This is a genomic window from Kitasatospora purpeofusca (assembly GCF_034043715.1).
Taxonomy (GTDB): domain Bacteria; phylum Actinomycetota; class Actinomycetes; order Streptomycetales; family Streptomycetaceae; genus Kitasatospora; species Kitasatospora purpeofusca_A.
Genome location: NZ_JAXCLC010000004.1, coordinates 56354 through 79564, shown reverse-complemented (window position 1 = coordinate 79564; position 23211 = coordinate 56354). Strand labels below are relative to the sequence as shown.

Below are 23211 nucleotides of genomic sequence, written 5' to 3'. Positions count from 1 at the left end.
GCGGGCACGGCTGAACAGTCGCAAGACGGATCTGTCACCATTCTCCACAAGGCAAGAGTTCGCCCAGGAGTCCACCCGGACGGGGGAATGCGGATCGACCGCGCTCCCACGCCCCGGACTCCGACGACGCGGCGGACGTTCCCGGTATGACGGGGGCGTCCGGACGTCCGCGATGCAAGGACCAGTCGGAACGGCGCCCGAATCCTCGGGAGCGGACCGGCCGGGTCGAGGACGCGACCAGGAGATGGATGGGACCGCGGAGTGCGGGGCTACGACCGCTACGAGGTTGACGATCACCTCTCCCAGTTCGAGGCCGAGATGGATCGGACTCGGAAGGAGCGGGACAAGTCAGTCGAGCATGCCGAGGACCTCGCCTACCAGGTGGAGGTGCTCCGGGCCAAGCTGCACGAATCCCGCCGGATGCTCGCCCAGCCGCGCGCCTTCGACGCCGTCTCCGGCCAGGCCGAGCAGCTGCTCCGCACAGCCGAGATGCAGGCCCAGCAGCTGCGCGCCGACGCCGAGCGCCAGCTGCGCGAGTCCCAGGCCGCGACCCAGCGGATCATGGCCGAGACCGCCGAGCGCACCGCCCGGCTGGAGGCCGAGCTGGCCGCCCGCCGCCGCCAGCTGGAGGACGAGCTCGCCGAGCTGCGGCGCAGCGCCGAGCAGCACGTCAACGAGAACGTCAGCTGGGCCGAGCAGGCCCGCGCCGGCACCGAGCAGGAGGCCCAGCGCCTGCTCCAGGAGGCCCGCGGCGAGGCCGACCGGCTGATGGCCGCGGCCCGCGCCGAGGCCGCCGCCCTCGCCGACCAGGCCCGCGCGCAGACCGCCGCCGACGTGGACGCCGCCCGCGGCGAGGCCCAGGCCGCCGCCGAGGCCGCCCTCCACCGCGCCCAGAACGACGCCGAGCGACTGCTGCGGGCCGCCTCCGAGCAGGCCCAGCAGGCCGGTGCCCAGGCCGCCGCCGATGTGGACGCCGCCCGCGGCGAGGCCCAGCTGCAGCTCGCCGTCGCGCACGCCACCGCCGAGCAGGAGCTGGCCGCCGCCCGCGCCGAGATCGGCCGGCTCACCGAGGTCGCGGCCGCCGAGCAGGCCCGCGCCGAGCAGCAGCTGTCCCACGCCCAGGCGGAGATAGCACGCCTGCGCGCCGAGGTCGCCGCCGAGGCCGAGCGGGCCCGGCAGGAGGCCGCCGAACTGCGCGCCAGGACCGAGGCCGCCGCCGAACTGCTCCAGGCCGAGGCGGAGGCCACCGCCGAGCGGCGGGTCGCCGACGGCGAGGCCGCCAGCGAGCAGCGTTCCCGGACCGCCCGCGCCGAGGTCGCCCGGATGGTCGCGCAGGCCACCAAGGAGGCCGACGCGATCCGCGAGCAGGCCGCCACCCGCAAGGCCGAGGCGGACGCCGCCAAGGCCGCCGCCGCCGAGGAGAGCGAGCGGCTGCGCGCCACCGCCGAGTCGGTGGCCGGCCAGCTGCGCTCCGAGGCCGAGGCCGCGATCGCCGAGATGCGGGCGCGGGCCGAGCGGGACGTCGCCGAGATGCGGGCCCAGGCCGAGAGCGCCGCCGAGCGGCTGCGCGGCGAGGCCGAGGAGGCCGGCCGGGCGGCCGGCGCCGCGGAGGCCGCCGCCCACCTGGCCAAGGCCGCCAAGAACGCCGAGGAGATGCTCGACCGAGCCGGCCGGGACTCCGAGGCCACCCGCACCGGGGCGACCGCCGAGGCCGAGCGGATCCGGGCCGAGGCCGCCGCCGAGGCCGAGCGGCTGCGCGAGCAGGCCCGGGCCGCGGTCGAGGCCGCCCAGAACGCCGCCATGGACGACGCCGCCGCGATCCGCGAGCGGATCCAGGAGATGCAGGACGAGGCCGCCCGGCTGCGCGCCGAGGCGGAGGAACTGCGCGCCCAGGCCGCCGCCGAGGCGGAGCGGGTGCGCGGCGAGGCCCGCCGGCAGGCCGTGGTGCAGATCGAGGAGTCGGCGAAGACCGCCGAGGAACTCCTCACCACCGCCAAGTCCGACGCGGACGAGCTGCGCTCCGGCGCCGCCGCCGAGATCGAGCGGCTGCGCGAGCAGGCCGAGGAGCAGGCCGCCGCGACCCAGGGGCGGGCCGAGCAGACCCTGGAACGGGCCCGCGCCGAGGCCGCGAGGATCACCGCCACGGCCGAGCAGCAGGGCCAGGACGCACTCACCGCCGCCAAGGCCGCGGCTGCCGAGAACCGCTCCGCCGCCGAGCGGGAGACCGCCGAACTGCGCCGCGCGGCCATCGAGTTCGACCAGCAGCTGCGGGACGGCGCGAACGCCGCCGCGCAGGCCCTGCGGGCCGACGCCCAGGCCGAGGCGAACGCCGTCCGGGAGGCCGCCGCCGGCGCCGCCGAGCGGCTGCGCACCGAGACCGACACCGAGACCGCCCGCACCCGGGCCGAGGCCGAGGCCGCCGCCGAGGCGCTGCGCGAGGAGAGCCGCCGCGAGCGCGAGGAGGCCGCCGCCGGGCTGCTCCGGGAGCGCGAGGAGACCGCCGAGCAGCTGGCCGCCGCCAAGGCCGCGCGCGAGCAGGCCGAGGCCGCCGCGGAGGAGCTGGCCGGGCGCACCGCCGCGGAGGCCGCCGCCGTCCGCGAGGCCGCCGACGCCCACGCCGAACGCGTCCGCACCGAGGCCGAGACCGCCGCCGCCGACCTCACCGAACGCACCACCACCGAGACCGACCGGCTCCAGGCCGAGGCCGAGCGGGCCCTGGAGGCCGCGGAAACCGCCGCCGAGCAGCTCCGGGCCGAGGCCGAGGCCGCCGCCGAACAGCTCCGGACCGAGGCCGAGGCCGCTGCGGAGGAGCTGGCCGGGCGCACCGCCGCCGAGGCCGCCGCCGTCCGCGAGGCCGCCGACGCCCACGCCGAACGCGTCCGCACCGAGGCCGAGACCGCCGCCGCCGACCTCACCGAACGCACCACCACCGAGACCACCCGGCTCCGGGCCGAGGCCGAGGCGGCCGCGGCGGAGCTGCGCGAGCGGGCCGAGGCCGAGCGGACCCTGGCCGACGAGCAGGCCGCGACGGTCCGTGCCGAGGCCGGCCGCGAGCTGTCCGAGGCCCGGGCCACGGCCGGGGCGATCCGGGCCGAGGCCGGCGAGGAGCTGGAGCAGGCCCGCCGCGACGCCGAGGAACTGGTCGCCGGGGCCAGGACCGAGGCCGCCGCACTGGTCGAGGCCGCCGAGGAGGAGGCCGCCGGGATCCGCCAGGCGGTGGCCGGGCTGCACGAGACCGCCTCGCAGCAGATCGCCGAACTCCGGGCCACCGCCGAGCGGGAGTCCGCGGAACACCGCGAGCAGGCCGAACGGGCCGCCGCCGAACTGCGCGACACCGCCGACCGGGAGACCACCGAACTGCGGGCGCTGGCCGACCGCGAGACCGCCGAGCTGCGGGCCGCGGTCGAGCACGAGGTGGCGGAGCTGCGCGCGACCGCCGAGCAGGACACCGCCGACCTGCGGGCCCGCACCGACGCCGAGACGACCGCGCTGCGCGAGCAGACCGAGCTGGAACTGGCCGCCGAACGCGAGGCCGTCGAGGCCGAGCTGGCCCGGCACCGGGCCGAGGCCCTGGCCTGGGACGAGCAGCTGCGCGCCGAGGCGGAGGACACCCTGCGGGCCGCCCAGGAGGCCGCCGAGCGGCAGCGCGCCGAGGCCGAGGAGCTGGCCGCCCGGACGGTGGCCGCCGGCGAGGACCGGGCCGCCGCCGGTATCGCCGAGGCGGAGGAGTTCGCCGCCGCCCTGCGGGCCGAGGCCGAGGAGTACGCGCTCGCCACCCGCACCCTCGCCGACGCCTACGACGCCGACACCCACGCCCGCGCCGACGCCTACGACGCGGACACCCGCGAGGCCGCCGAGCAGTTCGACAGGTCCACCCGCGAGCACGCCAAGTCCGTACTGGAGAAGGCCTTCGCGGACGCCGAGTCGCTCGGCGAGGACGCCCGCACCACCGCGCTGGCCACCACCGCCGCCGCCGAGGAGCAGGCCGACGCGATGGTCGCCGCCGCCCGCAAGGAGGCCGACCGGCTGGTCGCGGCCGGCGAGGCCGCCGGGCAGGAGGCCGTCGAGAAGGGCCGCTCGGACGCCGACGCGCTGCTCTCCGAGGCCCGCCGGGACGCCACCGCGATCCGCGAGCGCGCCGAGGAACTGCGCGAGCGCACCGACGCCGAGGTCGAGGCCCTGCACGAGCGCGCCCGCAAGGAGAACGCGCAGGCCATGAAGTCGGCCGGCGAGCGGGTGGACGCCCTGGTGACGGCCGCCCAGGACCAGCTGACCGAGGCCGAGGAGCAGGCGGTCGCCACCGTCGCCGAGGCCGAGGACCGGGCGGCGGCGCTGGTCGCGGGCGCCGAGGACCGCGCCAACGAGCTGACCTCGCAGGCGTCGAGCGAGGCCAGCAAGGTCCGGCTGTCCGCCGTCCGCAAGGCCGAGAGTCTGCTCAAGGAGGCCGAGACCAAGCTCGCCAGCTCCACCGACCGCGCCGAGGCCCTGATCATCAAGGCCGAGGCCAAGCTGAAGACCGCCCAGGACGAGGCGGAGGAGCGGCTGGAGTCGGCCGCCGCCGAGGCCGAGAAGCGGCTGCGGGCCGCCGACCGGACCGCGGACGAGCAGGTCGAACTCGCCCGGGCGGAGGCCGAGCGGCTGCTCGCCGAGGCCAGGGCCGAGGCGCAGCGGGTCACCGACGAGGGCCGGCGCGAGCTGGACGAACTGGTGCGCCGGCGCAAGGACATCAACACCGAGATCTCCAGGGTGCAGGACGTGCTGTCCGCGCTGGAGGCTTTCGAGGCACCGTCACCGGTCGCACAGGCAAACGGGGGAAGTACCAAGAAGGACGGGGGTGCCAAGGCCGGTGCCGGAATTGGCTCTCCCCGATCGGGTGGCAATCGCTCCAAGAGCGCACCACCCGATTGAGCGGACATTGTCCGCAGGACAACGGCGTTTCGCCGCCGACACTCCGGTACCGTGTCAGGATTCCCTCAACCACCTCAGCGGTTTGACGACAGGAAGCCCAGAACCCCATGAGCGACAGTCACTCCCCTCACGGCTTCGACCTGGTGCGCCGTGGGTACGAGCGCGCCCAGGTCGACGAGCGGATCACCAAGCTGGTGGCCGACCGTGACAGTGCCCTGACCCGGATCAGCGCCCTCGAGAAGCGCATCGAGGAGCTCCACCTGGAGACCCAGACCGCCCAGGCGGCGGTCGCCGAGGCGGAGCCGTCGTACGCCGGTCTCGGCGCCCGGGTCGAGAAGATCCTGCGCCTCGCCGAGGAGGAGGCCAAGGACCTGCGCGAGGAGGCGCACCGCGCCGCCGAGCAGCACCGCGAGCTCGCCGAGGCCGCCGCCCAGCAGGTCCGCACCGAGGCCGAGAACTACGCCAAGGACCGCAAGGCCAAGGCGGAGGACGAGGGTCTGCGGATCGTCGACAAGGCCAAGAGCGACTCCGCCCAGCTGCGCGCCGAGGCCAACAAGGACGCGCAGAACAAGCGTGAGGAGGCGGACGCCCTCTTCGAGGAGACCCGCACCAAGGCCGCCCAGGCCGCGCTGGAGTTCGAGACCAACCTGGCGAAGCGCCGCGAGCAGTCCGAGCGCGACCTGGCCGCCCGTCAGGCCAAGGCCGAGAAGCGGCTGGCCGAGATCGAGCACCGGGCCGAGCAGCTGCGCCTGGAGGCCGAGAAGCTGCGCACCGACGCCGAGCGCCGCGCCCGCCAGACCGTCGAGACGGCCCAGCGCCAGTCCGAGGACATCGTGGCCGACGCCAACGCCAAGGCCGACCGCATCCGCAGCGAGTCCGAGCGCGAGCTGGCGGCGCTCACCAACCGCCGCGACAGCATCAACGCCCAGCTGACCAACGTCCGCGAGATGCTGGCGACGCTGACCGGCGCGGCCGTGGCCGCCGCCTCGCTGCCGAACGACGACACCATGGGCGTGCCCGCCCAGCAGTCGCGCTGACGCGATCCGCGAAGCCCGACGGCCCCCGCCCCTCCCGGGCGGGGGCCGTCGGGCTTCGCAGCGCGGGTAGGCGCCGTCCGGCTTCCTAGCGCGGGTAGGCGCCGTCCGGCCGCTGGTGACCGTGGCTCAGCTGGTTGCCCTCGTCGTCCGAGACGGTGCCGAACCACGAGGTGCACCAGACCGACACCGAGTCCGGCCAGTACTGCACCTCGAACGGGTGCCCCGGTCCGTAGTCGCCGTACGAGGTGACGATGAACGTCTCCCCCGGCCGCATCCAGTAGTCCTCCCCCAGCGGCTCCAGGGTCAGTTCGAGCAGCCCCTCGCCCCGGTTGGTCAACGGGATCCGGCCGGTCACCTCCAACGCGGAGAAGTCCCAGCCGCCGGCCTCCGCACGTTCCTCCCTCATCCCGCCGCCACCACCCGCTCCAGCAGCCGGCGCACGACCGCGTCGAAGGCCGCCGGCGCCTCGATCGCGCTCAGGTGGCCCACCCCGGGCAGCACGGTCAGCTCGGCGTCCGGCAGGGCCCGCGCCATCGCCTCGGCCTCGGTGACGGGCATCAGCGCGTCCTCCGCGCCCGCCAGCACCGCGGCCGGCACCCGCACCCCGGCCAGGACGTCCAGCCGCTCCGGGCGGGCCGCCATGGCCCGCTGCGCCCAGGCGACGGTGGCCGGCGGGGCGGCGGCGATCATCCCCTCCACCCGGTCCACCAGGTGCTGGGAGTCCGGCCCGAGCTGGACGGCCGCCGTCCGCTCGTCGAGCAGCAGCCGGACGCTGTCCCGGGCCAGCACCGCGGCGGCGATCCGCTCCCGGTTGGCCCTGGCCGGCCCGGGGTCGGCGGTGGCCTTGGTGTTGGCCAGCAGCAGGCCCGCCAGCCGGTCGGGGTGGCGCTCGGCGAAGGCCAGCGCCACGTAGCCGCCCATGGAGAGCCCGCCGAGCACCGTCCGGTCGATCCCGGCGGCGTCCAGCAGCCGGGCGACGTCGTCGGCGACGGTGTCCAGCGAGGGCTCCTCGGAGCCCAGCCCGGCACCGCCGAAGCCGCGCTGGTCCGGGGCCATCACCCGGGCCCGGTCCCCGGTCGGACCGGGCAGCGCCTCCAGTTGGGCGGACCACATGGCGGCACTGAGCGGAAAGGCGTGCAGCAGCACGAGGGGAGTTCCGGTACCGCTCTCGCGGACCGACACTGCGGAGGGGAGCTGGGTCATGGGGCCACCGTATTCCGGTGCGCCCGGCGGGCCCACTCAGCGGGCCGCCTTGTCCGCTTTGTCATAGCCTGACGGAGAGTAAGGGAGCAGCGATGATCGAGTTGCACGACCTGACCAAACGTTACGGCACGACCCTGGCCGTCGACCGGCTGAGCTTCAAGGTCCCGCAGGGCGTGGTCACCGGGTTCCTGGGGCCCAACGGTGCCGGGAAGTCCACCACGATGCGCATGATCCTCGACCTCGACCGCCCCACCGGCGGCCGGGTCACCATCGACGGCAGGAGGTACGGACAGCTGAGCGAACCGCTCAAGTACATCGGCGCGCTGCTGGAGGCCAAGGCCGTCCACCCCGGCCGCACCGCCCGGGACCACCTGCTCTGGCTCGCCCAGAGCAACCGGATCCCCGAGCGCCGGGTGGACGAGGCGCTCGCCCTGGTCGGCCTCGCCCCGGTCGCCCGCAAGCGGGCCCGCGGCTTCTCGCTCGGCATGGGCCAGCGCCTCGGCATCGCCTGCGCGCTGCTCGGGGACCCGGAGATCGTGATGTTCGACGAACCGGTGAACGGGCTCGACCCGGAGGGCATCCTCTGGATCCGCAACCTCATGAAGCGCCTCGCCGCCGAGGGCCGGACCGTCTTCGTCTCCTCCCACCTGATGAGCGAGATGGCTGTCACCGCCGACCACCTGGTGGTCATCGGCCGCGGCCGGCTGCTGGCCGACCTGTCGATGGCCGAATTCATCCGGCGCAACTCCCGCTCCGCCGTCCGGCTGCGCAGCCCGCAGCCCGAACGGCTGCTCGACACGCTGGCCGGTGCCGGACTACAGCCCGAGCCGGGCCCGACGGGCTCGGTCGAGGTGGTCGACGGCGACCTCGCCGCGCTCGGCGAGCTGGCCGCCGCGCACGGCGTGGTGCTGCACGAACTCAGCCCGCAACAGGCTTCGTTGGAGGAGGCGTTCATGCAGATGACGGCCGACTCGGTGGAGTACCACGCCGGCGACGGGCCGGGCCGGGACGCGGCCGGAGCACCCGGCGTCTGGGGCGCCGACTGGAAGGGCGGTGCGGCCGGGCAGCCGACCGCCCGCGGCACGGAGGAGAACTGAGATGGCGTCCTTCCCCGCGGTCCTGCGCTCCGAGTGGACCAAGATCCGCAGCGTCCGCTCGACGGTCTGGACCCTCGCCCTGACCTTCGTGGTCACCCTCGGCATCGGCGCCCTGCTGTCGCTGCTGACCAACAACAACTTCGAGGAGTTCCGCAGCGACGACACCCCGTTCGACGCCACCGGCACCGCCTTCTCCGGCATCATCCTCGGCGAGCTGGCGATCATCGTGTTCGGCGTGCTGGCGATCGGGAACGAGTACAGCAGCGGGATGATCCGGGTCACCCTGGCGGCCGTCCCGCAACGCGGCACCCTGCTCACCGGCAAGGCCGTGGTGCTCGGGGGACTCGCCCTGGCCGTCTCGCTGGTGACGGCCTTCCTGACCTTCTTCACCGGCCAGGCGCTGCTCGGCGACCACTCCACCTCGTTGGGCGAGCCGAACGTGCTGCGCGCGGTGTTCGGCGCCGCGCTCTACCTCACGATGCTGTGCCTCTTCTCGGCCGGGGTCACCACGATGCTGCACAACCAGACCCTCGCGCTGGGCGTGCTGGTGCCGTTCTTCTTCCTGCTCTCGCCGATCCTCTCGGCGGTGCCGGGCGCCAAGACCGTCGCCCACTACTTCCCGGACTACGCGGGCTCCCGGATGCTGCTGGTCTACGAGCAGAACGGCCAGCCGTACGGACCGTGGGCGGGCTTCCTGATCTGCCTGGCCTGGACGGTCGCCGCGCTGGCCGGCGGCGCGCTGGTGCTGAAGAAGCGCGACGCCTGAGCCCGGCGGGACGTCGGCACCGGCCGGCGCGGTGCGGGCCGGTGCAGTGCGGGTGAGTTCGGGTCAGTAGCGCGGGGCGCCGCGGCCGCGGAGCAGGTTCGAGGCCCGGCGGTCCCGCGCGCCCCAGCAGGCCCGGTGCCAGTGCCGCCGGTCGTCCACGCCCGCGCCGTGCAGCGGCCACGCCACCAAGTGCCCCGTCCCGGGCGGGATCTGCTGGTCGCAGCCCGGGCAGCGGTAGTGCCTTCCGGCCGTTCCGGCGACCGTCTGCACCACCCATTCGTCGCCCTGGTAGGTCTCGGTCCGGCGCAGCGAGCCGCCCATCGGGGCGGACTGCTCCGCCTGGTCCGGTTCGGCGGCGCTCTTGATCCGGTTGCGTCGGGGCGACACGGCGGGCTACCTCTCTGCGGAGTGTCGGGAACCGTTCCAGCGTACGGCCGCGCGGCGCCCGGACAGGCCACTATCACGGCATCGGGGGATGATCGGCTGTTTCCCGTGAGATCCACCCGATCCTCTGGGAAATTGGTGGTTCGGCGTGCCATTGGCACATGACATGGGCTACTCACGAGGGGACAGGCGGGGCCCGCAGACCCTGCGCGCACCCGAGGAGGCCTCACCATGACCAGAACCAGCACCCGCGCCGAGACCCGCCGGCCCGTCGGGGTCCGCCCGCCGGCCCCCGGCCCGGCGCTGACCCCCACCACCGTGACGGCCGCCGCCGGCACCCCGCTGCCGGCGGACCGGCGCACCGGCGCCGCCGCCGCGGACACCGCCCCCGTCCAGGTCGGCGCGTTCCTGCTCTCGGCGCAGTTCCCCGGCCAGACCCACGGGGAGGCGCTGGACCGCACCGTCCGCGCCGCCGTCGCGGCGGAGCAGGCCGGACTCGACAGCGTCTGGCTGGCCGAGCACCACTTCGTCCCGTACGGGGTCTGCCCCGACGCCGCCACCCTGGCCGCGCTGCTGCTCGGCCGGACCAGGCGGATCGGCATCGGCACAGCGGTCAGCGTGCTCTCCACCACCCACCCGGTGTCCCTCGGCGAACAGGCGGCACTGCTCCACCTCACCTCCGACGGACGCTTCACGCTCGGGGTGGGGCGCGGCGGCCCGTGGATCGACCTGGAGGTGTTCGGCGGCGGTGTCGACGCCTTCGAACGGGGCTTCCCCGAGCGGCTCGACCTGCTGCTGCGCTGGCTGCGCGGCACCCGGGTGGGCGCGGCCGGACCGCAGTTCACCTTCCCCGAGGTCGCCGTGGTGCCCCGGGCCACCGAGCCGCCCCGGCAGCCGGACCTCGGCACCTGGCTGGGCCTCGACGAACGGACCGGCACGCTGTGCTTCCCCCGGCAGCGACAGGACGCCGACGGCTCCGCCGAGGAGCTCACCGCCACCGGCCGCCCGGTGGCCGGCCCGCCGGTGGTGGTCGCCTGCACCTCGCCCAACGGGGTTCGCACCGCCGCCGAGCGGGGCCTGCCGATGCTGCTGGGCATGCACTCCGGCGACGAGGACAAGCAGCACATGCTGGAGCTGTACCGTGCCGCCTGGCTGGCGGCCGGGCGCGGTGAGGAGCAGCTGCGGCGGATCACCCGCCGGCACGTCGCGGCCGGGGTCGTCCAGGTCGACGACCGCGCCTCGACGGCCCGGGCCACCCTGCTGCGCTCCATGCCCGGCTGGTTCGAGTTCGGGCTCGGCGCCCACCGCACGGTGGACGGCCGGGAGCGGAAGATGCGCGATCCGCACCAGTACACCGAGCTGCTCTGCGACCTGCACGCGGTCGGGACCCCCAGGCAGTGCGCGGACCGGCTGCTGGCCACCGCCGAGCGGACCGGCATCCGCCGCTTCGCGCTGCTCGCCGAGGGCAGCGGCGACCGGGAGGCCACCCTCCACAACATCGCCCGGATCGGCTCCGAGGTCCTGCCGCAGCTGGGGTGAAGCCCGGCCGCCGGGCCCCGTCGCGGGGCACCCGGCGGCCGGGCTCCGCACCGGACCCAAGCGCCCCTGAGGCGAGCGGGCGACCCCCGCCCCGAGGCTCCCCCCGCGAGCGGGCGACTCCCGCCCCGAGGCTCCCCCCTGCGAGCGGGCGACTAACAGTCCCGGAGTTCGTCCGACTGGTTGAGGAGTTGCTCGCGGACCGAGGTGAAGCGCTCGTACCGCTTCTTGTTGGCGGAGGACGGCCGGAAGACCGCCACCCGGTGACAGTTCTGGAAGGCCAGCCGGACGCCGAAGTGCCGTTCCAGGGCCCCCCGGATGGCGTCACTGGCCAGGGCCCGCAGGAGCTGGCCGCGGGCCTGCTCGCTGGGCGGCGGTACGTGGTTGTCGGCGAAGTCGGTGCCGTCGACCTCGGCCCGGGCGACCAGCGAACTGATCAGCTCCCAGGCGTACGGCAGGGAGACGCGGACGCAGTCGACGAACTCCCGCTCGTCGACCTCGTCCCGCGCGGCCTTCTCCAGCAGGGCCGGTGAGACGTCGAGCGACATGGATTCTCCTCTCGCGGTCCGCCCGCGCGGCGCGCGGGCGGTGGTGCGTAGTCCAAGTCAGAGCTGAGGGTGTAGGCGCGTCTGTGTCCGGAACACCGTCGGACGGGTGTGACGCCGTCGGACGACCGTGTTTCCGGCAACACGCCGAGGCAGGGGCGCCGCTGGTCCGTCGAGGGATGCGACCGGGGCGCCGCCCGCTCAGAACAGCGTGGCAGCCTGCGACGGACCAGGCCGGTGGTTCCGGCGGATTCCTCCGGGAATACGCCCCTGTGCGCCGGATTGGCCGGAACCTGTCGGATCGTTCATCTGAAGTCTCCATCCCCGTTGACAGCGCTCCCGCAAGCAAGCCGTCACACACCGTAGCTGTCTCCGGTGGTGGCCGCCAGGGTGCCGACAGGCTTTGACGGGATCGCAGGCCATCCATCGTGGCGGGGTTCGCGGATTCCGCACCCCGGCGTCGTGGAATCGCATCAACTGGCCCCAGTGGGCTAGCGTGGTCGACCGTGCGTCTCGTAATTGCCCGCTGCTCAGTCGACTATGCCGGTCGGCTCTCCGCCCATCTGCCCTCCGCCACCAGGCTCATCCTGGTCAAGGCCGACGGCAGCGTCAGCATCCACGCCGACGACCGCGCCTACAAGCCGCTCAACTGGATGTCCCCGCCGTGCGTCCTCAAGGAGGCCGACGGGGTCTGGACGGTGGAGAACAAGGCCGGCGAGAAGCTCATCATCACGCTGGAGGAGGTGCTGCACGATTCCTCCCACGAACTCGGGGTGGACCCCGGGCTCATCAAGGACGGCGTCGAGGCGCACCTCCAGGAGCTGCTCGCGGACCGGATGGAGGTGCTCGGCGCCGGCTGGTCGCTGATCCGCCGCGAGTACCCGACCGCGATCGGACCGGTGGACATCCTGTGCCGCGACTCCGACGGTGCAACGGTCGCCGTGGAGATCAAGCGGCGCGGCGAGATCGACGGCGTCGAACAGCTCACCCGGTACCTGGAACTGCTCAACCGGGACCCGCTGCTGGCCCCGGTGAAGGGCATCTTCGCCGCGCAGGAGATCAAGCCCCAGGCCCGCGTGCTGGCCACCGATCGCGGCATCGGCTGCGTGGTGCTGGACTACGACGGGCTGCGCGGCATCGACGACGACAAGCTCAAGTTGTTCTGACCCCCGGCCGGCCGGTCAACCGGCCGGCGAGGACGCCGGAGTGGACGTCGTCGGGCTCGCCGAGCCCGGCGGCGTCGTCGTTTCGCCAGGGGTAGGGGTAGGGGGCTGGGTCGAGGGCTGGGTCGCCGTCGGAGAGGCCGTGGAGGGGGACGGGCTGGGGTCCCCGGTCGCACCACCCGTCGTCCCACCCGTCGTCCCGCCGCCGGTCGTCCCGCCCGCGCCGCCGCCCGTACCGCCCCCTGTGCCGCCCCCGGGAGGCTGCGGCGGGTTGGGGGCCTGGGTCGGCGGCGGAGTGGTGCCGGTGCTCTCCCCCGGGCTCGGCGAGCGGCTCGGCTTCTTCGAGGCCGAGGCCGAACCCGAGGCCGACGGCGAGCCGGAGGGCGTCCGGGAGGCCGTGGTGCCACCGCCCGACGGGGTACCGGCCGCCGACTGCTCCAGCACCGGCCCACCCGTCCCCCCGGACGCTCCGGTGGCCGGCGGGGTGACCGGCGAGGAGGCCCCGGAGGCCGTCGGCCGGGGCGAGGAAGGACGCGGTGAGGTCCCGGCGCCGGGCGGCGTGGCGCCGTCCTCGCTGCTGCTGTGCGGGTCGTTGCCGCGGTCCTCCCCGGTCGCCGTCAGCCCGACCACCGTCCCGAGCACGCCCAGCGCCAGCACCGCCGCCGAGGCGGCGACGACCGTCCGTCTGCTCCGGCCGGGACCGGCCGCCGCGGCGGCGCCGATCCGCAGCGGCACCCGCGCGATGGCCCGGATACCGGGCCTGCGGACCGACGCCGGGCCCGCGGGGGCCGCGGCCGACAGTTGGCGGCCCTCGGCGCGCAGCAGGTCGAGCATCCGGCGGGCCCCGGCCGCCCCGCGCACCTCGCCGAGCGCGGACCGCAGCGCCAGCGCGGCCTCCAACTCGGCGACAGCCCGCGCGGGTTCGTGGACGCAGAGGGCGTACACGCCCAACTCGTGGTGGAACCACGCCTCGTCGGCCCCGGCACCGGTCCGCCGGGCCGCCTCCAGGCCGAGCTGCAGCGTCCGCTCCCAGGCCCCCCAGCGCAGCGCCAGGGCCAGGGCGGGGGCCGCCGCCCTGGCCAGCCGCCGCACCGAGTCGTGCCGCCCGGCGGCCCGGTCGGCGAGCAGTACGCCGATCACCACCTCGGCCTCGGCCGCGATCTGCGGCAGCGAGACCGAGGAGTGCCCGACCCACCAGGAGAAGTGCTGGGCGGCGCCGTCCACGCTGTCCCGGGCCGGCCAGTGCGGGGCGAGCAGTTCCAGTGCCCCGGCGGTCAGCCGGTGGTGGCCGCCGATCGAGACCGCGAGCCCGGCGTCGGCGAGTTCGGCGAGCGCGCTCTCGCCCTGGCCGACGTCGATCAGGGCGGGCAGGTGCGGGGCGGTCGGGCACTCGCCGCCGAGGGCCACCGCGAGCCTCAGCACGGCCTGCGCGGTCTCGCTCAGCCCCTCGGCCAGCCGGACGGCGGGGTGGGTGGACTCGGCGACCGAGGGCAGCGGCACGGTGCCCCGCAGCGCCGCCTCGCGGACCGCCGGGTCGGGGTCGTGCGCGGGCTCCCGGACGGCGCCGAAGACGTCCATCCGGTCCTCCTCGGCGGCGACCAGCGCGTCCACGGCGACGTCCCGCTGCCGCAGCAGCGCGGCGGCCTGGACGAAGCGCAGCGGCAGGCCCTCGGACTCGAACCAGAGGTCCACCGCCCAGGCCTTCTCGGCCGCGTCCAGGGGCCGTCCGGCGAGCCGGGCGGCGAGGGTCAGGCAGGCGGGCCGGGAGAGTCCGGCCACCAGGTGGTCCTGGAGCCGGGAGCCGGCCGGGAGCAGCGGGCCGTCGGCGGCGGAGGAGATCAGGAAGGCGCAGTCGGGGGCGGTGGCGAGCAGCGCCTCCAGCTCGGCGCCGTCGGGCTCGACCTCGTCGATGACGACGATCGCGCCGACGCCCGCGAGGTGCTCGGCGAGCCGGCCGGGGTCGGGGCGGAAGCCGGGGGCGTGATGGGTCGCGGCGAAGAGCTCCTGGAGCAGGTCGGCGGCGGTGCGCCGGTGGCCGCGGAGCTGGACCACGCCGCCGGGGGCGAGGTCGCCGGCGGCCGCGGCGACGGCCGACAGCAGGGTGCTGCGGCCGGAGCCCGCCTGGCCGACCAGGCGTATCGAGCGCCCCTCGGCGAGCAGGCCGAGCAGTTGGGCGACGTCGGCCTCGCGGTCGAGCAGCGGGAGGTCGGCCGGGCCGGCGCCGAGCGCGAGCGGGCCGACCTGGCGGCCGGGGTCGCCGCCCGGGCCGCGGGCGGGTGTCCCCGGCCCGGTCCGGCGGGGGCGGGGGCGCCACTCCTCGGGGCAGGGCCGGACCTCGGAGCCCTCGGGGCCGCCGACGCCCACCAGGAGTCCGCCGGAGACGAGTTCACCGCTCCGGGTGCGTACGGACTCCTGCCGGAAGTCCCCGGTTGGCTGTGCCACGTTCTGCTCCGCCCCACGCTCGCGCCGTCGCCCCGTACCGGCCGGCGTCGCGACCCCGGCGAGGATCCTGGAGACAGGCCCTGGGGCCGGGCCGCGGCGGCCGTTTCCTGACGCCAGACTCTCGCACATCCGCGCCCGCCCGCGCAGCGCCCCACCGTCACCGGGCGCCCGCCGCAAGGGATCCGGGGGGCTCGGGCCGGGCCGGGGGTGTCTCCGCGGGGGTCGCCGGGACGGTCAGAGTGCCGGCAGGGTGGCGCCGAGGGGTTCGGCGGTGACGCCCTCGACGGCGAGGATGCGGTGCAGCCGGGTGGCCACCAGGAGGCGCTGGAGCTGGGCCGGGACGGAGCGGAGCACCAGCCGGCGCCCGATCCGGCCGGCCCGGCGGTGGGTGCCCATGATCACGCCCAGACCGGTGGCGTCCCAGAACTCCAGCCGGCCGAGGTCGAGCACGAGGTCACCGAGGCCGCCGTCGACGGCGTGGTGCAGCCTCGCCCGCGCGTCGGCGGCGGTACGCACGTCGAGGCGGCCTTCGAGGGCCAGCGCCACGTGGTTGCCGGTGATGCGCATGCTCTCCTCCTCCGCGGGGCGGGCCCGGCGGGCCGGGGCGGACCGGGCTCGGCGCCGGTCCTGGCGGTCGGTGCCGCCGGGTGTCGGTGGCCGGGTGGGTGTCGGTGGCCGGGTGGGTGTCGGTGGCCGGGTGGGTGTCGGTGGGTACGGGTGCCGCCGACGGTGCAGGGCCGGGGGCGGTGACGCTCCGGGCGCCGGGCGGGCCCTGCGGCTCCGCGCGCCGGCCCCGGACGGAAGGCCGGGTTCCCCCGTCATCCATCTGACGGCGAGCCGGGCCCTCGGGTTGCTGGTTCCGGCCGGATCTGAAGCAACTTCACTCGTCCGAGGGAATATACGCAGGAACTCTCCACACTTACGCTCGATTACCGCCCAAATCACCCGTCTGCGCCACCGGCGTGAGGAAACTCACCAGGCCCGGCAGAACGGGCCGCGCGGTCCCTCGACCGCACGGCCCGTCCGATCCGTCGGCTCAGCCGGCAGCGGTCACTTGCCCGGGTGCGGGTAGAAACCGCGGCCGCTCTTGCGGCCCAGGTCACCGGCGGTGACCATGCGCGCCATGATCTCCGGGGCGGCGAACTTCTCGTCCTGGGTCTCGCTGTAGATGTTCCGCGCGGCGTGCAGCAGGATGTCCACGCCGGTCAGGTCGGCGGTCTCCAGCGGGCCCATCGGGTGGCCGAAGCCGAGCCGGCAGGCGGTGTCGATGTCCTCGGCGGAGGCGACGCCCGACTCGTAGAGCTTGGCGGCCTCGACGACCAGGGCGGTGATCAGGCGGGTGGTGACGAAACCGGCCACGTCGCGGTTGACCACCACGACCTCCTTGCCGACGCCCTCGGCGAAGGCCCGGGCGGTGGCCAGCGTCTCGTCGCTGGTCTTGTAGCCGCGCACCAGCTCGACCAGCTTCATCAGCGGCACCGGCGAGAAGAAGTGCACGCCGACGACGGACTCGGGGCGCGAGGTGGCGGCGGCGATCCGGGTGATCGGGATGGCGGAGGTGTTGGAGGCGAGCACCGCGCCGTCCTTGGCGAGCTTGTCGAGCTCCTTGAAGACGCCTTCCTTGACCTCCAGCTGCTCGAACACCGCCTCGACCACGATGTCCGCCTCGGCGACCGCGCCGAGGTCGGTGGTGGTGGTGATCCGGCCGAGCGCCGCCTCGGCGTCCTCGGCGGTGAGCCGGCCCTTGGAGACGAACTTGTCGTACGAGGCGCGGATGCCGTCGAGGCCCCGGCGCAGCGCCTCCTCGGTCACATCGCGCAGGACCACCGGGTGCCCGGCCTGGGCGGAGACCTGGGCGATGCCGGCGCCCATCAGGCCGGCCCCGATCACGGCGATCTGCTTGCTGGACGCACTGCTCATGGCTTGGTCTCCCGATGCCGTCGCCGCCCTGGTGGGCGGGCCCTGAAGGCGGCTCAAGGCAGGGATCACCCACCGAGCCGCATCACTCATGGGCGGGACTTTAATGCCGATTCGGCGCCCGTGGTGGCATCCGGGGGTGTGATCTGCGACAGACCTGAGCGGCCGAGAAGGTCAGCTGATCGGATCGATCGGACCGGTCAGATCATCAGCCCCAGATCCTGGGCCAGGATCGCCGCCTGCACCCGGCTGCGCAGCCCCAGCTTGGCCAGGATCCGGCTGACATGGGTCTTGGTGGTGGCCTCCGCCATCTCCAGCCGCCCGGCGATCTCACCGTTCGACAGGCCTGCGCCGACGCAGGCCAGCACCTCCCGCTCGCGCGGCGTCAGCCCGGCCACCGCCGCCCGGACCTCCGGCCCCATCGGCCGCTCCGGGCGGGCGAAGGTCCCGATCAGCCGGCGGGTCACCGACGGCGCCAGCATGCCGTCCCCGCGGGCCACCGTGCGGATGCCGTCGACCAGGGCGTCCGCCTCCAGGTCCTTCAGCAGGAACCCGGCCGCCCCGGCCCGCAGCGCCCCGTAGACGTACTCGTCCAGGTCGAAGGTCGTCAGCACCAGGACCTGCGCCGCCCCGGCCGCCACCACCTGGCGGGTCGCCGAGACCCCGTCCAGCCGCGGCATCTGCACGTCCATCAGGACGACGTCGGGCCGCAGCTCCAGCGCCAGCCGGACCGCCTCCTCGCCGTCCGCCGCCTGGCCGACCACCTCCAGGTCCGGCTCGGCCCGCAGGATCATCACCAGCGCCGCCCTGACCGCCGCCTGGTCCTCCGCGACCAGCACCCGGATCGTCATGACCGTCCCGCCCCTTCCTCCGTCGCCTGCTCCCTCGGCAGCACCGCGCGCACGCTCCAGCTCCCGTCCCCGGGCCCCGCCTCGAAGCTGCCGCCCAGCAGCGAGGCCCGTTCCGCCATGCCGACCAGCCCGGCCCCGGCACCCGGCAGCGCCTGCCCGGCCCCGCTCCGGAACGGGCTGTCCACACTGATCCGCAGCTCCTCGGCCCGGAAGTCCAGCAGCACCCGGACCTCTCCCGGGCCGGCGTGCTTGAGCGCGTTGGTCAGCGACTCCTGCACGATCCGGTACGCGGCCAGCCCGACCGGCACCGGCAGCACCCCGCGCTCGCCGCGCTCGGCCAGCTCGAAGCCCAGCCCGACGTCCCGCCCCGCCGCCCGGGCCTTGGCGATCAGCGCGTCCACCGCCGACAGGTCGGGTGCGGCGTACGACTCGTCGGCCTCGCCGCCGCCGCTGTCCCGCAGCAGCCCGACGATGCGGCGCATTTCGGCCAAACCCTGGACGCTGTTCTCGCGGATCACGCCGAGCACCTCCAGCACCGGATCGTCCGCCGGCCGCCCCTGGCGCCGCGCCAGCGACTGCGCGCCGGTCGCGTGGATCGCGATCGCCGACAGGTGGTTGGCCACCACATCGTGCAACTCCCGGGCCATCCGCGCCCGTTCGCTGACCACGGCCTCGCGCCGGTCCATCTCCGAGAGCAGCGCGGTCTGTTCCGCCCGCAGCCGCTGGGACTCCGCCTCCTGCCGGTGCTTGCGCACGATGTCGGCGCTCCACAGCGGGCCCAGGAAGACCAGGGTGGTGATCACCACCACGGCGACCGCCGTACCGGTGTCGCCGTAGACGAAGCTCAGGGTGGTCAGCACCAGCACCGAGGCGGTGCCGGTGACGTGCAGGACCGGCGACATCCGCCGGGGCCCGTACACCACCGCCGCGTAGAGCAGGTCGGTGTACATCATGGTGGTCGCCAGCAGGGCGCCGGTGAAGATGCTCCCCACGAAGACCAGCCCGCCGAGCACCGCGACGGTGACCGGCCTGGTCCGCCGGACCAGCTCCAGCGCCGCCATCGCCAGCAGCGCGGGCAGCACCTGCCAGCGGGGGAGGGCCGAAGCGCGGTCGTACACCTCGAAGGCGATCAGCAGCAGTCCACCGAGCAGTCCGGCCAGCGCGATCGAGGCATCGACCTGCCGTGGGGTGGGTGTGGGTCTGCGCACAGCCCCATCAGATCATTTCCCGGGCCGGGGCCGACTCCGGAGGCGGGAGGAGGGCGCTACATCGAAAGGTGCACAGCGGGTCCGTCCCCGCCGACGACGCGAGCGCGGGGGCGCCGCGGGGAGGCTGGAAGCGTCGCCGAGAACTGGAGCACACCATGATCGTCACCCTTGTCCTCGCCGCCGAGGTCGCCTTCTGGGTGGTTCTCGCGCTGGGCCTGGCCGCCCGCTACCTGCTGCGGTGGCGGAAGACGAGCACCGTCCTGCTGGTCGGGCTGCCCGTGATCGACCTGGCGCTGTTCCTGCTGACCTTCCTCGACCTGCGCGGCGGCGCCACCGCCTCCTGGACGCACGCGCTCGCCGCGAGCTACCTGGGCTTCTCGGTCGGGTACGGGCCGTCCGTGGTCCGCTGGGCCGACGAACGGTTCCAGCACCGCTTCGGCGGCGGCCCGAAGCCGCTGCCCGCGCCCAAGTACGGCACCGCCCGGAGCCGGCACGAGTGGCGGATCTGCCGGCGCACCCTGGTCTCGGTGGCGATCACGCTCACCCTGATCACCGCGCTCAAGCTCTTCACCGACGCCACCGGGACCGCGGTGTTCGACCAGTGGTACTGGCGGCTGGGCATCGCCGCGGCGGTGAACACCGCCATCGCCGCGAGCTACACCCTCTGGCCGAAGCAGCCGCCGGCCGGCGCGATCGTCGAGGACGGCCGGATCGTCGGGCAGCGCCTCCCGGAGCGGTCGGAGCACTAGGGGTCGTCCGACAGTTCCCGCCGCGCGCGGTCGGCTCAGCGGTTCTCGCCCGGCACCCAGAGCACGTCGCCGCGCTCCTTGTTGGCGGCCCGGGCCAGGATGAACAGCAGGTCGGACAGCCGGTTGAGGTACTTGGCGGTCAGCGGGTTGACGCTCTCCCCGTGGGTGTCGATCGCCGCCCAGGTGGCCCGCTCGGCCCGCCGCACCACGGTGCAGGCCAGGTGCAGGTACGCGGCGCCCGGGGTGCCGCCGGGGAGGATGAAGCTGCGCAGCTTCTCCAGCTCCGCCAGGTAGTGGTCGCAGTCCGTCTCCAGCTTGTCGATGTAGGACTGCTCGACCCGCAGCGGCGGGTACTTGGGGTCCTCCACCACCGGGGTGGCCAGATCGGCACCGACGTCGAAGAGGTCGTTCTGCACCCGGGTGAGCACCGTGGCCACATCGGCCGGCAGCGCTCCGGCCGCGATCGCCACGCCGATCGCGGCGTTGGCCTCGTTGGCGTCCGCGTAGGCGACCAGGCGGGGGTCGGTCTTGCTCGTGCGGCTCATGTCGCCGAGCGCCGTGGTGCCGTCGTCGCCGGTACGGGTGTAGATGCGCGTCAGATTGACCATGCGGCCACCCTAGCCGGGCCGGTTAGGCCGCGTTAACCCCCGGAAGCCCGCGCCCCCGAGGGTCCGCCGCTACGCGACGTTCACCTCCCCCAGCCTCCGGCCGGGGGGACCCCCACCCCGAGGGTCCGCCGCTACGCGACGTTCACCCTCTGCCCGGGCGGGGCCGCCTCGAGCCAGGCGAGGAAGCCGGTGAGCGCGTCCTCGCTCATGGCGAGCTCCAGCGGGGCGCCGTCGTGCAGGCAGCGCAGTACGACCGAACCGGAGAGCAGGGCGAGCTCCTCCTGCCCCTCCGGGTAGCGCCGGCCCAGCACCTCGATCTCCCGGCGCGGCAGCACCTTGCGGGGGCGCGGGGCGTAGGAGAAGACCCGGAACCACTCGATGGAGTCACCGCTGTAGCGGCCGATACCAAAAACCCACCCCTTGCCGTCGGTCTGGGGAACCGGGGCCGAGGTGGGTTTGCCGTTCTCGTCGAGGTCGGGCTGCGTGGAGGCGTCGACGGGCATTTTGAGCCGGTAACTGCAGTCGAAGGTGCCGCCGACCCGCTGGATCACACGGCGGCGTACCGCGAACGCGACCAACCCGATCACTCCGAGCGCCACGACCGCCGCACACACCACAAGGGCGAGGACCATGCTCACCTACCTCCTCGCTACCCGCGTTCCCCGTTCGGCCGTACCAGGCGACCGCGTTGACCTACCAACTGAGACGACAGTCCCGGGGTCACGCTCACGCGTCCCCGGGACCGTCGGTCGACCCCGCTCAGGCGGGGTCCGGCGCAATCAGGCGCGGGCCTTGAGGCCGCGCGCCGCGAACAGCCGGACCTCGGCGCGCCGCTCGGCGTGCTCGTCCAGGTCGGACTTGGCCTTGTCCAGTGCGCGCTCGGCGCGCGCGACGTCGATCTCGTCCGCCAGCTCGGCGATCTCCGCGAGCAGAGACAGCTTGTTGTCGGCGAAGGAGATGAAGCCGCCGTGCACCGCCGCGATCACGGTGCCGCCGTCCGTGGTGCGGATGGTGACCGGACCGGTCTCCAGCACGCTCAGCACCGGGGTGTGACCCGGCATGATGCCGGTGTCACCGGAGGCCGTACGGGCGACGACGATGGTGGCCGCACCGGACCACACCTTGCGGTCGGCTGCGACCAGCTCGACGTGCAGCTCAGCCAACGTGGGCTCCTAGGCTCATGCAACCCCCGATTACTCGGGAGTTTCGGTAAGAATAACGGGCCCGCGCCCCCGGCATGAAACCGGCGGCACGGATTTGACCGGAATCACAGCCGATGCGACGTGAGGGGTGGGTCCCAGGGCTGGGGCCCACCCCTCACGATCACGCTCGGCTGCTACCGGCCGCGACTACTTCTTCGCGAGCTCGGCGGCGTTGCGCTCGAGGTCCTCGATGCCACCGCACATGAAGAACGCCTGCTCGGGGACGGCGTCGTACTTGCCGTCCGCGATCGAGTTGAAGGCCTCGATGGTCTCGGACAGCGGCACGGTCGAACCCTCGACGCCGGTGAACTGCTTCGCCACGTAGGTGTTCTGCGAGAGGAAGCGCTCGATCCGACGGGCACGGTGGACCGTGATCTTGTCCTCCTCCGACAGCTCGTCCATACCGAGGATGGCGATGATGTCCTGGAGGTCCTTGTACTTCTGCAGGATCCCCTTGATACGGATCGCCGTCTCGTAGTGGGTCGCCGCGATGTACCGCGGGTCGAGGATCCGGGACGTGGAGTCCAGCGGGTCGACGGCCGGGTAGATGCCCTTCTCCGAGATCGGGCGCGACAGAACGGTGGTCGCGTCCAGGTGGGCGAAGGTGGTGGCCGGGGCCGGGTCGGTCAGGTCGTCCGCGGGGACGTAGATCGCCTGCATCGAGGTGATCGAGTGACCGCGGGTCGAGGTGATGCGCTCCTGGAGGAGGCCCATCTCGTCGGCCAGGTTCGGCTGGTAGCCCACCGCGGAGGGCATCCGGCCGAGCAGGGTCGACACCTCGGAACCGGCCTGGGTGAACCGGAAGATGTTGTCGATGAAGAGGAGCACGTCCTGCTTCTCGACGTCACGGAAGTACTCCGCCATGGTCAGCGCGGAGAGCGCGACCCGCAGACGGGTGCCCGGCGGCTCGTCCATCTGGCCGAAGACCAGCGCGGTCTTGTCCAGAACGCCCGAGTCGACCATCTCGTCGATGAGGTCGTTGCCCTCACGGGTACGCTCGCCGACGCCGGCGAAGACCGACACACCACCGAAGTTCTCGGCGACGCGGTAGATCATCTCCTGGATCAGAACGGTCTTACCGACACCGGCACCACCGAACAGACCGATCTTGCCACCGGTGACGTACGGGGTGAGGAGGTCGATGACCTTGATGCCGGTCTCGAACATCTCGGTCTTGGACTCGAGGTCCTTGAAGGCCGGGGCCTTGCGGTGGATCGGCCACCGGACCTGGACCTGCGACTCGAACTCGTCCTTGTCGACGTTCAGCACCTCACCGAGGGCGTTGAACACCTTGCCCTTGGTGATCTGGCCGACCGGCACCGAGATGGCGGCACCGGTGTCGGTGACCTGCGAACCGCGGACCAGGCCGTCGGTCGGCTGCATCGAGATGCCGCGGATCAGGCCGTCGCCGAGGTGCTGGGCGACCTCGAGGGTGAGGACCTTCTTGCCGCTGCCGTCGGGGTTGTCCACCTCGACGTGCAGGGCGTTGAACATGTTCGGGATCGCGTCGACGGGGAACTCCACGTCGACGACCGGGCCGATGACCCGCGCGACGCGGCCCGTCGCCGTGGTCGGCTCAACAGTGGTAGTCATAC

20 protein-coding genes are annotated in these 23211 nt (G+C 74.2%); 7 read left to right on the top strand and 13 right to left on the bottom strand.

Going from position 1 to position 23211, the window contains the following annotated elements:
• Positions 1–318: 318 nt before the first annotated feature.
• Both SM793_RS03410 and SM793_RS03405 read left to right on the top strand, forming a co-directional pair.
• A complete protein-coding gene (locus SM793_RS03410) occupies positions 319–4908 on the top strand; it encodes a hypothetical protein (RefSeq protein WP_320436466.1) in 4590 nt (1529 codons plus the stop codon).
• Positions 4909–5015: 107 nt separating this feature from the next.
• On the top strand, positions 5016–5945 hold the full coding sequence (locus SM793_RS03405) for a cellulose-binding protein (protein WP_030302799.1): 930 nt from the start codon (positions 5016–5018) through the stop codon (positions 5943–5945).
• Positions 5946–6030: 85 nt separating this feature from the next.
• On the opposite strand, the gene SM793_RS03400 is transcribed toward SM793_RS03405, so the two are convergent.
• Together SM793_RS03400 and SM793_RS03395 are read right to left on the bottom strand one after the other, a co-directional pair.
• Positions 6031–6351: a hypothetical protein gene (locus SM793_RS03400; protein ID WP_053649243.1), complete on the bottom strand. Its 321-nt coding sequence runs from the start codon at positions 6349–6351 to the stop codon at positions 6031–6033.
• A complete protein-coding gene (locus SM793_RS03395; protein WP_320436465.1) occupies positions 6348–7148 on the bottom strand; it encodes an alpha/beta hydrolase in 801 nt (266 codons plus the stop codon). Before SM793_RS03395 ends, SM793_RS03400 begins: the two co-directional genes overlap by 4 nt.
• A gap of 92 nt (positions 7149–7240) precedes the next feature.
• On the opposite strand from SM793_RS03395, the gene SM793_RS03390 reads away from it, so the two are divergent.
• Together SM793_RS03390 and SM793_RS03385 are read left to right on the top strand one after the other, a co-directional pair.
• Positions 7241–8245: an ABC transporter ATP-binding protein gene (locus SM793_RS03390; RefSeq protein WP_320436464.1), complete on the top strand. Its 1005-nt coding sequence runs from the start codon at positions 7241–7243 to the stop codon at positions 8243–8245.
• A gap of 1 nt (position 8246) precedes the next feature.
• Positions 8247–9011: an ABC transporter permease subunit gene (locus tag SM793_RS03385; RefSeq protein WP_320436463.1), complete on the top strand. Its 765-nt coding sequence runs from the start codon at positions 8247–8249 to the stop codon at positions 9009–9011.
• 63 nt (positions 9012–9074) lie between these two features.
• On the opposite strand, the gene SM793_RS03380 is transcribed toward SM793_RS03385, so the two are convergent.
• The gene (locus SM793_RS03380) at positions 9075–9398 is read right to left on the bottom strand and encodes an ATP/GTP-binding protein (RefSeq protein ID WP_320436462.1); all 324 of its coding nucleotides are present in this window, start codon (positions 9396–9398) and stop codon (positions 9075–9077) included.
• Between the two features lie 228 nt (positions 9399–9626).
• Between SM793_RS03380 and SM793_RS03375 the strand changes: the two genes are divergently transcribed.
• Positions 9627–10934, top strand: a complete 1308-nt coding sequence (locus tag SM793_RS03375) for an LLM class flavin-dependent oxidoreductase (protein ID WP_320436461.1) — start codon at positions 9627–9629, stop codon at positions 10932–10934.
• A 152-nt stretch (positions 10935–11086) separates the two neighbouring features.
• Here the strand turns inward: SM793_RS03375 and SM793_RS03370 are convergent, their stop codons facing one another.
• The gene (locus SM793_RS03370) at positions 11087–11479 is read right to left on the bottom strand and encodes an SCO5389 family protein (protein ID WP_030392770.1); all 393 of its coding nucleotides are present in this window, start codon (positions 11477–11479) and stop codon (positions 11087–11089) included.
• A gap of 503 nt (positions 11480–11982) precedes the next feature.
• Here SM793_RS03370 and nucS point away from each other — a divergent pair.
• A complete protein-coding gene (gene nucS, locus SM793_RS03365; RefSeq protein WP_045941615.1) occupies positions 11983–12642 on the top strand; it encodes an endonuclease NucS in 660 nt (219 codons plus the stop codon).
• Between the two features lie 15 nt (positions 12643–12657).
• Here nucS and SM793_RS03360 read toward each other — a convergent pair whose 3' ends face one another.
• The 5 genes from SM793_RS03360 to SM793_RS03340 all read right to left on the bottom strand — a co-directional run bounded on the left by SM793_RS03360 (position 12658) and on the right by SM793_RS03340 (position 19057).
• Entirely contained in the window at positions 12658–15081 is a 2424-nt protein-coding gene (locus SM793_RS03360; protein ID WP_320436460.1) for an ATP-binding protein, read from the bottom strand.
• A gap of 234 nt (positions 15082–15315) precedes the next feature.
• Positions 15316–15648, bottom strand: a complete 333-nt coding sequence (locus SM793_RS03355) for an STAS domain-containing protein (protein WP_320436459.1) — start codon at positions 15646–15648, stop codon at positions 15316–15318.
• A gap of 483 nt (positions 15649–16131) precedes the next feature.
• The gene (locus SM793_RS03350; protein WP_320436458.1) at positions 16132–17001 is read right to left on the bottom strand and encodes a 3-hydroxyacyl-CoA dehydrogenase family protein; all 870 of its coding nucleotides are present in this window, start codon (positions 16999–17001) and stop codon (positions 16132–16134) included.
• A gap of 197 nt (positions 17002–17198) precedes the next feature.
• Positions 17199–17849 (bottom strand): response regulator transcription factor, encoded by a 651-nt coding sequence (locus SM793_RS03345; RefSeq protein ID WP_320436457.1) that lies wholly within the window; start codon positions 17847–17849, stop codon positions 17199–17201.
• Positions 17846–19057, bottom strand: coding sequence for a sensor histidine kinase (locus tag SM793_RS03340; protein ID WP_320436456.1), 1212 nt, complete (start codon positions 19055–19057; stop codon positions 17846–17848). The genes SM793_RS03345 and SM793_RS03340 overlap by 4 nt, the downstream gene beginning before the upstream one ends.
• 155 nt (positions 19058–19212) lie before the next feature.
• On the opposite strand from SM793_RS03340, the gene SM793_RS03335 reads away from it, so the two are divergent.
• Positions 19213–19806: a hypothetical protein gene (locus SM793_RS03335; RefSeq protein ID WP_320436455.1), complete on the top strand. Its 594-nt coding sequence runs from the start codon at positions 19213–19215 to the stop codon at positions 19804–19806.
• A 35-nt stretch (positions 19807–19841) separates the two neighbouring features.
• Here SM793_RS03335 and SM793_RS03330 read toward each other — a convergent pair whose 3' ends face one another.
• The 4 genes from SM793_RS03330 to atpD form a co-directional block, all read right to left on the bottom strand.
• Positions 19842–20414: a cob(I)yrinic acid a,c-diamide adenosyltransferase gene (locus SM793_RS03330; RefSeq protein WP_320436454.1), complete on the bottom strand. Its 573-nt coding sequence runs from the start codon at positions 20412–20414 to the stop codon at positions 19842–19844.
• 131 nt (positions 20415–20545) lie between these two features.
• A complete protein-coding gene (locus tag SM793_RS03325; protein WP_045941624.1) occupies positions 20546–21046 on the bottom strand; it encodes a DUF2550 domain-containing protein in 501 nt (166 codons plus the stop codon).
• Positions 21047–21193: 147 nt separating this feature from the next.
• Positions 21194–21577 (bottom strand): F0F1 ATP synthase subunit epsilon, encoded by a 384-nt coding sequence (locus SM793_RS03320; protein WP_030392780.1) that lies wholly within the window; start codon positions 21575–21577, stop codon positions 21194–21196.
• Between the two features lie 186 nt (positions 21578–21763).
• Positions 21764–23209 (bottom strand): F0F1 ATP synthase subunit beta, encoded by a 1446-nt coding sequence (atpD, locus tag SM793_RS03315; protein WP_320436453.1) that lies wholly within the window; start codon positions 23207–23209, stop codon positions 21764–21766.
• Positions 23210–23211 lie beyond the last annotated feature (2 nt).

Coding starts and splice junctions, on each gene's coding strand:
- SM793_RS03410 (WP_320436466.1), top strand. CDS start 319: ATGGATCGGACTCGGAAGGAGCGGGACAAGTCAGTCGAGCATGCCGAG.
- SM793_RS03405 (WP_030302799.1), top strand. CDS start 5,016: ATGAGCGACAGTCACTCCCCTCACGGCTTCGACCTGGTGCGCCGTGGG.
- SM793_RS03400 (WP_053649243.1), bottom strand. CDS start 6,351: ATGAGGGAGGAACGTGCGGAGGCCGGCGGCTGGGACTTCTCCGCGTTG.
- SM793_RS03395 (WP_320436465.1), bottom strand. CDS start 7,148: ATGACCCAGCTCCCCTCCGCAGTGTCGGTCCGCGAGAGCGGTACCGGA.
- SM793_RS03390 (WP_320436464.1), top strand. CDS start 7,241: ATGATCGAGTTGCACGACCTGACCAAACGTTACGGCACGACCCTGGCC.
- SM793_RS03385 (WP_320436463.1), top strand. CDS start 8,247: ATGGCGTCCTTCCCCGCGGTCCTGCGCTCCGAGTGGACCAAGATCCGC.
- SM793_RS03375 (WP_320436461.1), top strand. CDS start 9,627: ATGACCAGAACCAGCACCCGCGCCGAGACCCGCCGGCCCGTCGGGGTC.
- SM793_RS03370 (WP_030392770.1), bottom strand. CDS start 11,479: ATGTCGCTCGACGTCTCACCGGCCCTGCTGGAGAAGGCCGCGCGGGAC.
- SM793_RS03355 (WP_320436459.1), bottom strand. CDS start 15,648: ATGCGCATCACCGGCAACCACGTGGCGCTGGCCCTCGAAGGCCGCCTC.
- SM793_RS03350 (WP_320436458.1), bottom strand. CDS start 17,001: ATGAGCAGTGCGTCCAGCAAGCAGATCGCCGTGATCGGGGCCGGCCTG.
- SM793_RS03345 (WP_320436457.1), bottom strand. CDS start 17,849: ATGACGATCCGGGTGCTGGTCGCGGAGGACCAGGCGGCGGTCAGGGCG.
- SM793_RS03335 (WP_320436455.1), top strand. CDS start 19,213: ATGATCGTCACCCTTGTCCTCGCCGCCGAGGTCGCCTTCTGGGTGGTT.
- SM793_RS03330 (WP_320436454.1), bottom strand. CDS start 20,414: ATGGTCAATCTGACGCGCATCTACACCCGTACCGGCGACGACGGCACC.
- SM793_RS03325 (WP_045941624.1), bottom strand. CDS start 21,046: ATGGTCCTCGCCCTTGTGGTGTGTGCGGCGGTCGTGGCGCTCGGAGTG.
- atpD (WP_320436453.1), bottom strand. CDS start 23,209: ATGACTACCACTGTTGAGCCGACCACGGCGACGGGCCGCGTCGCGCGG.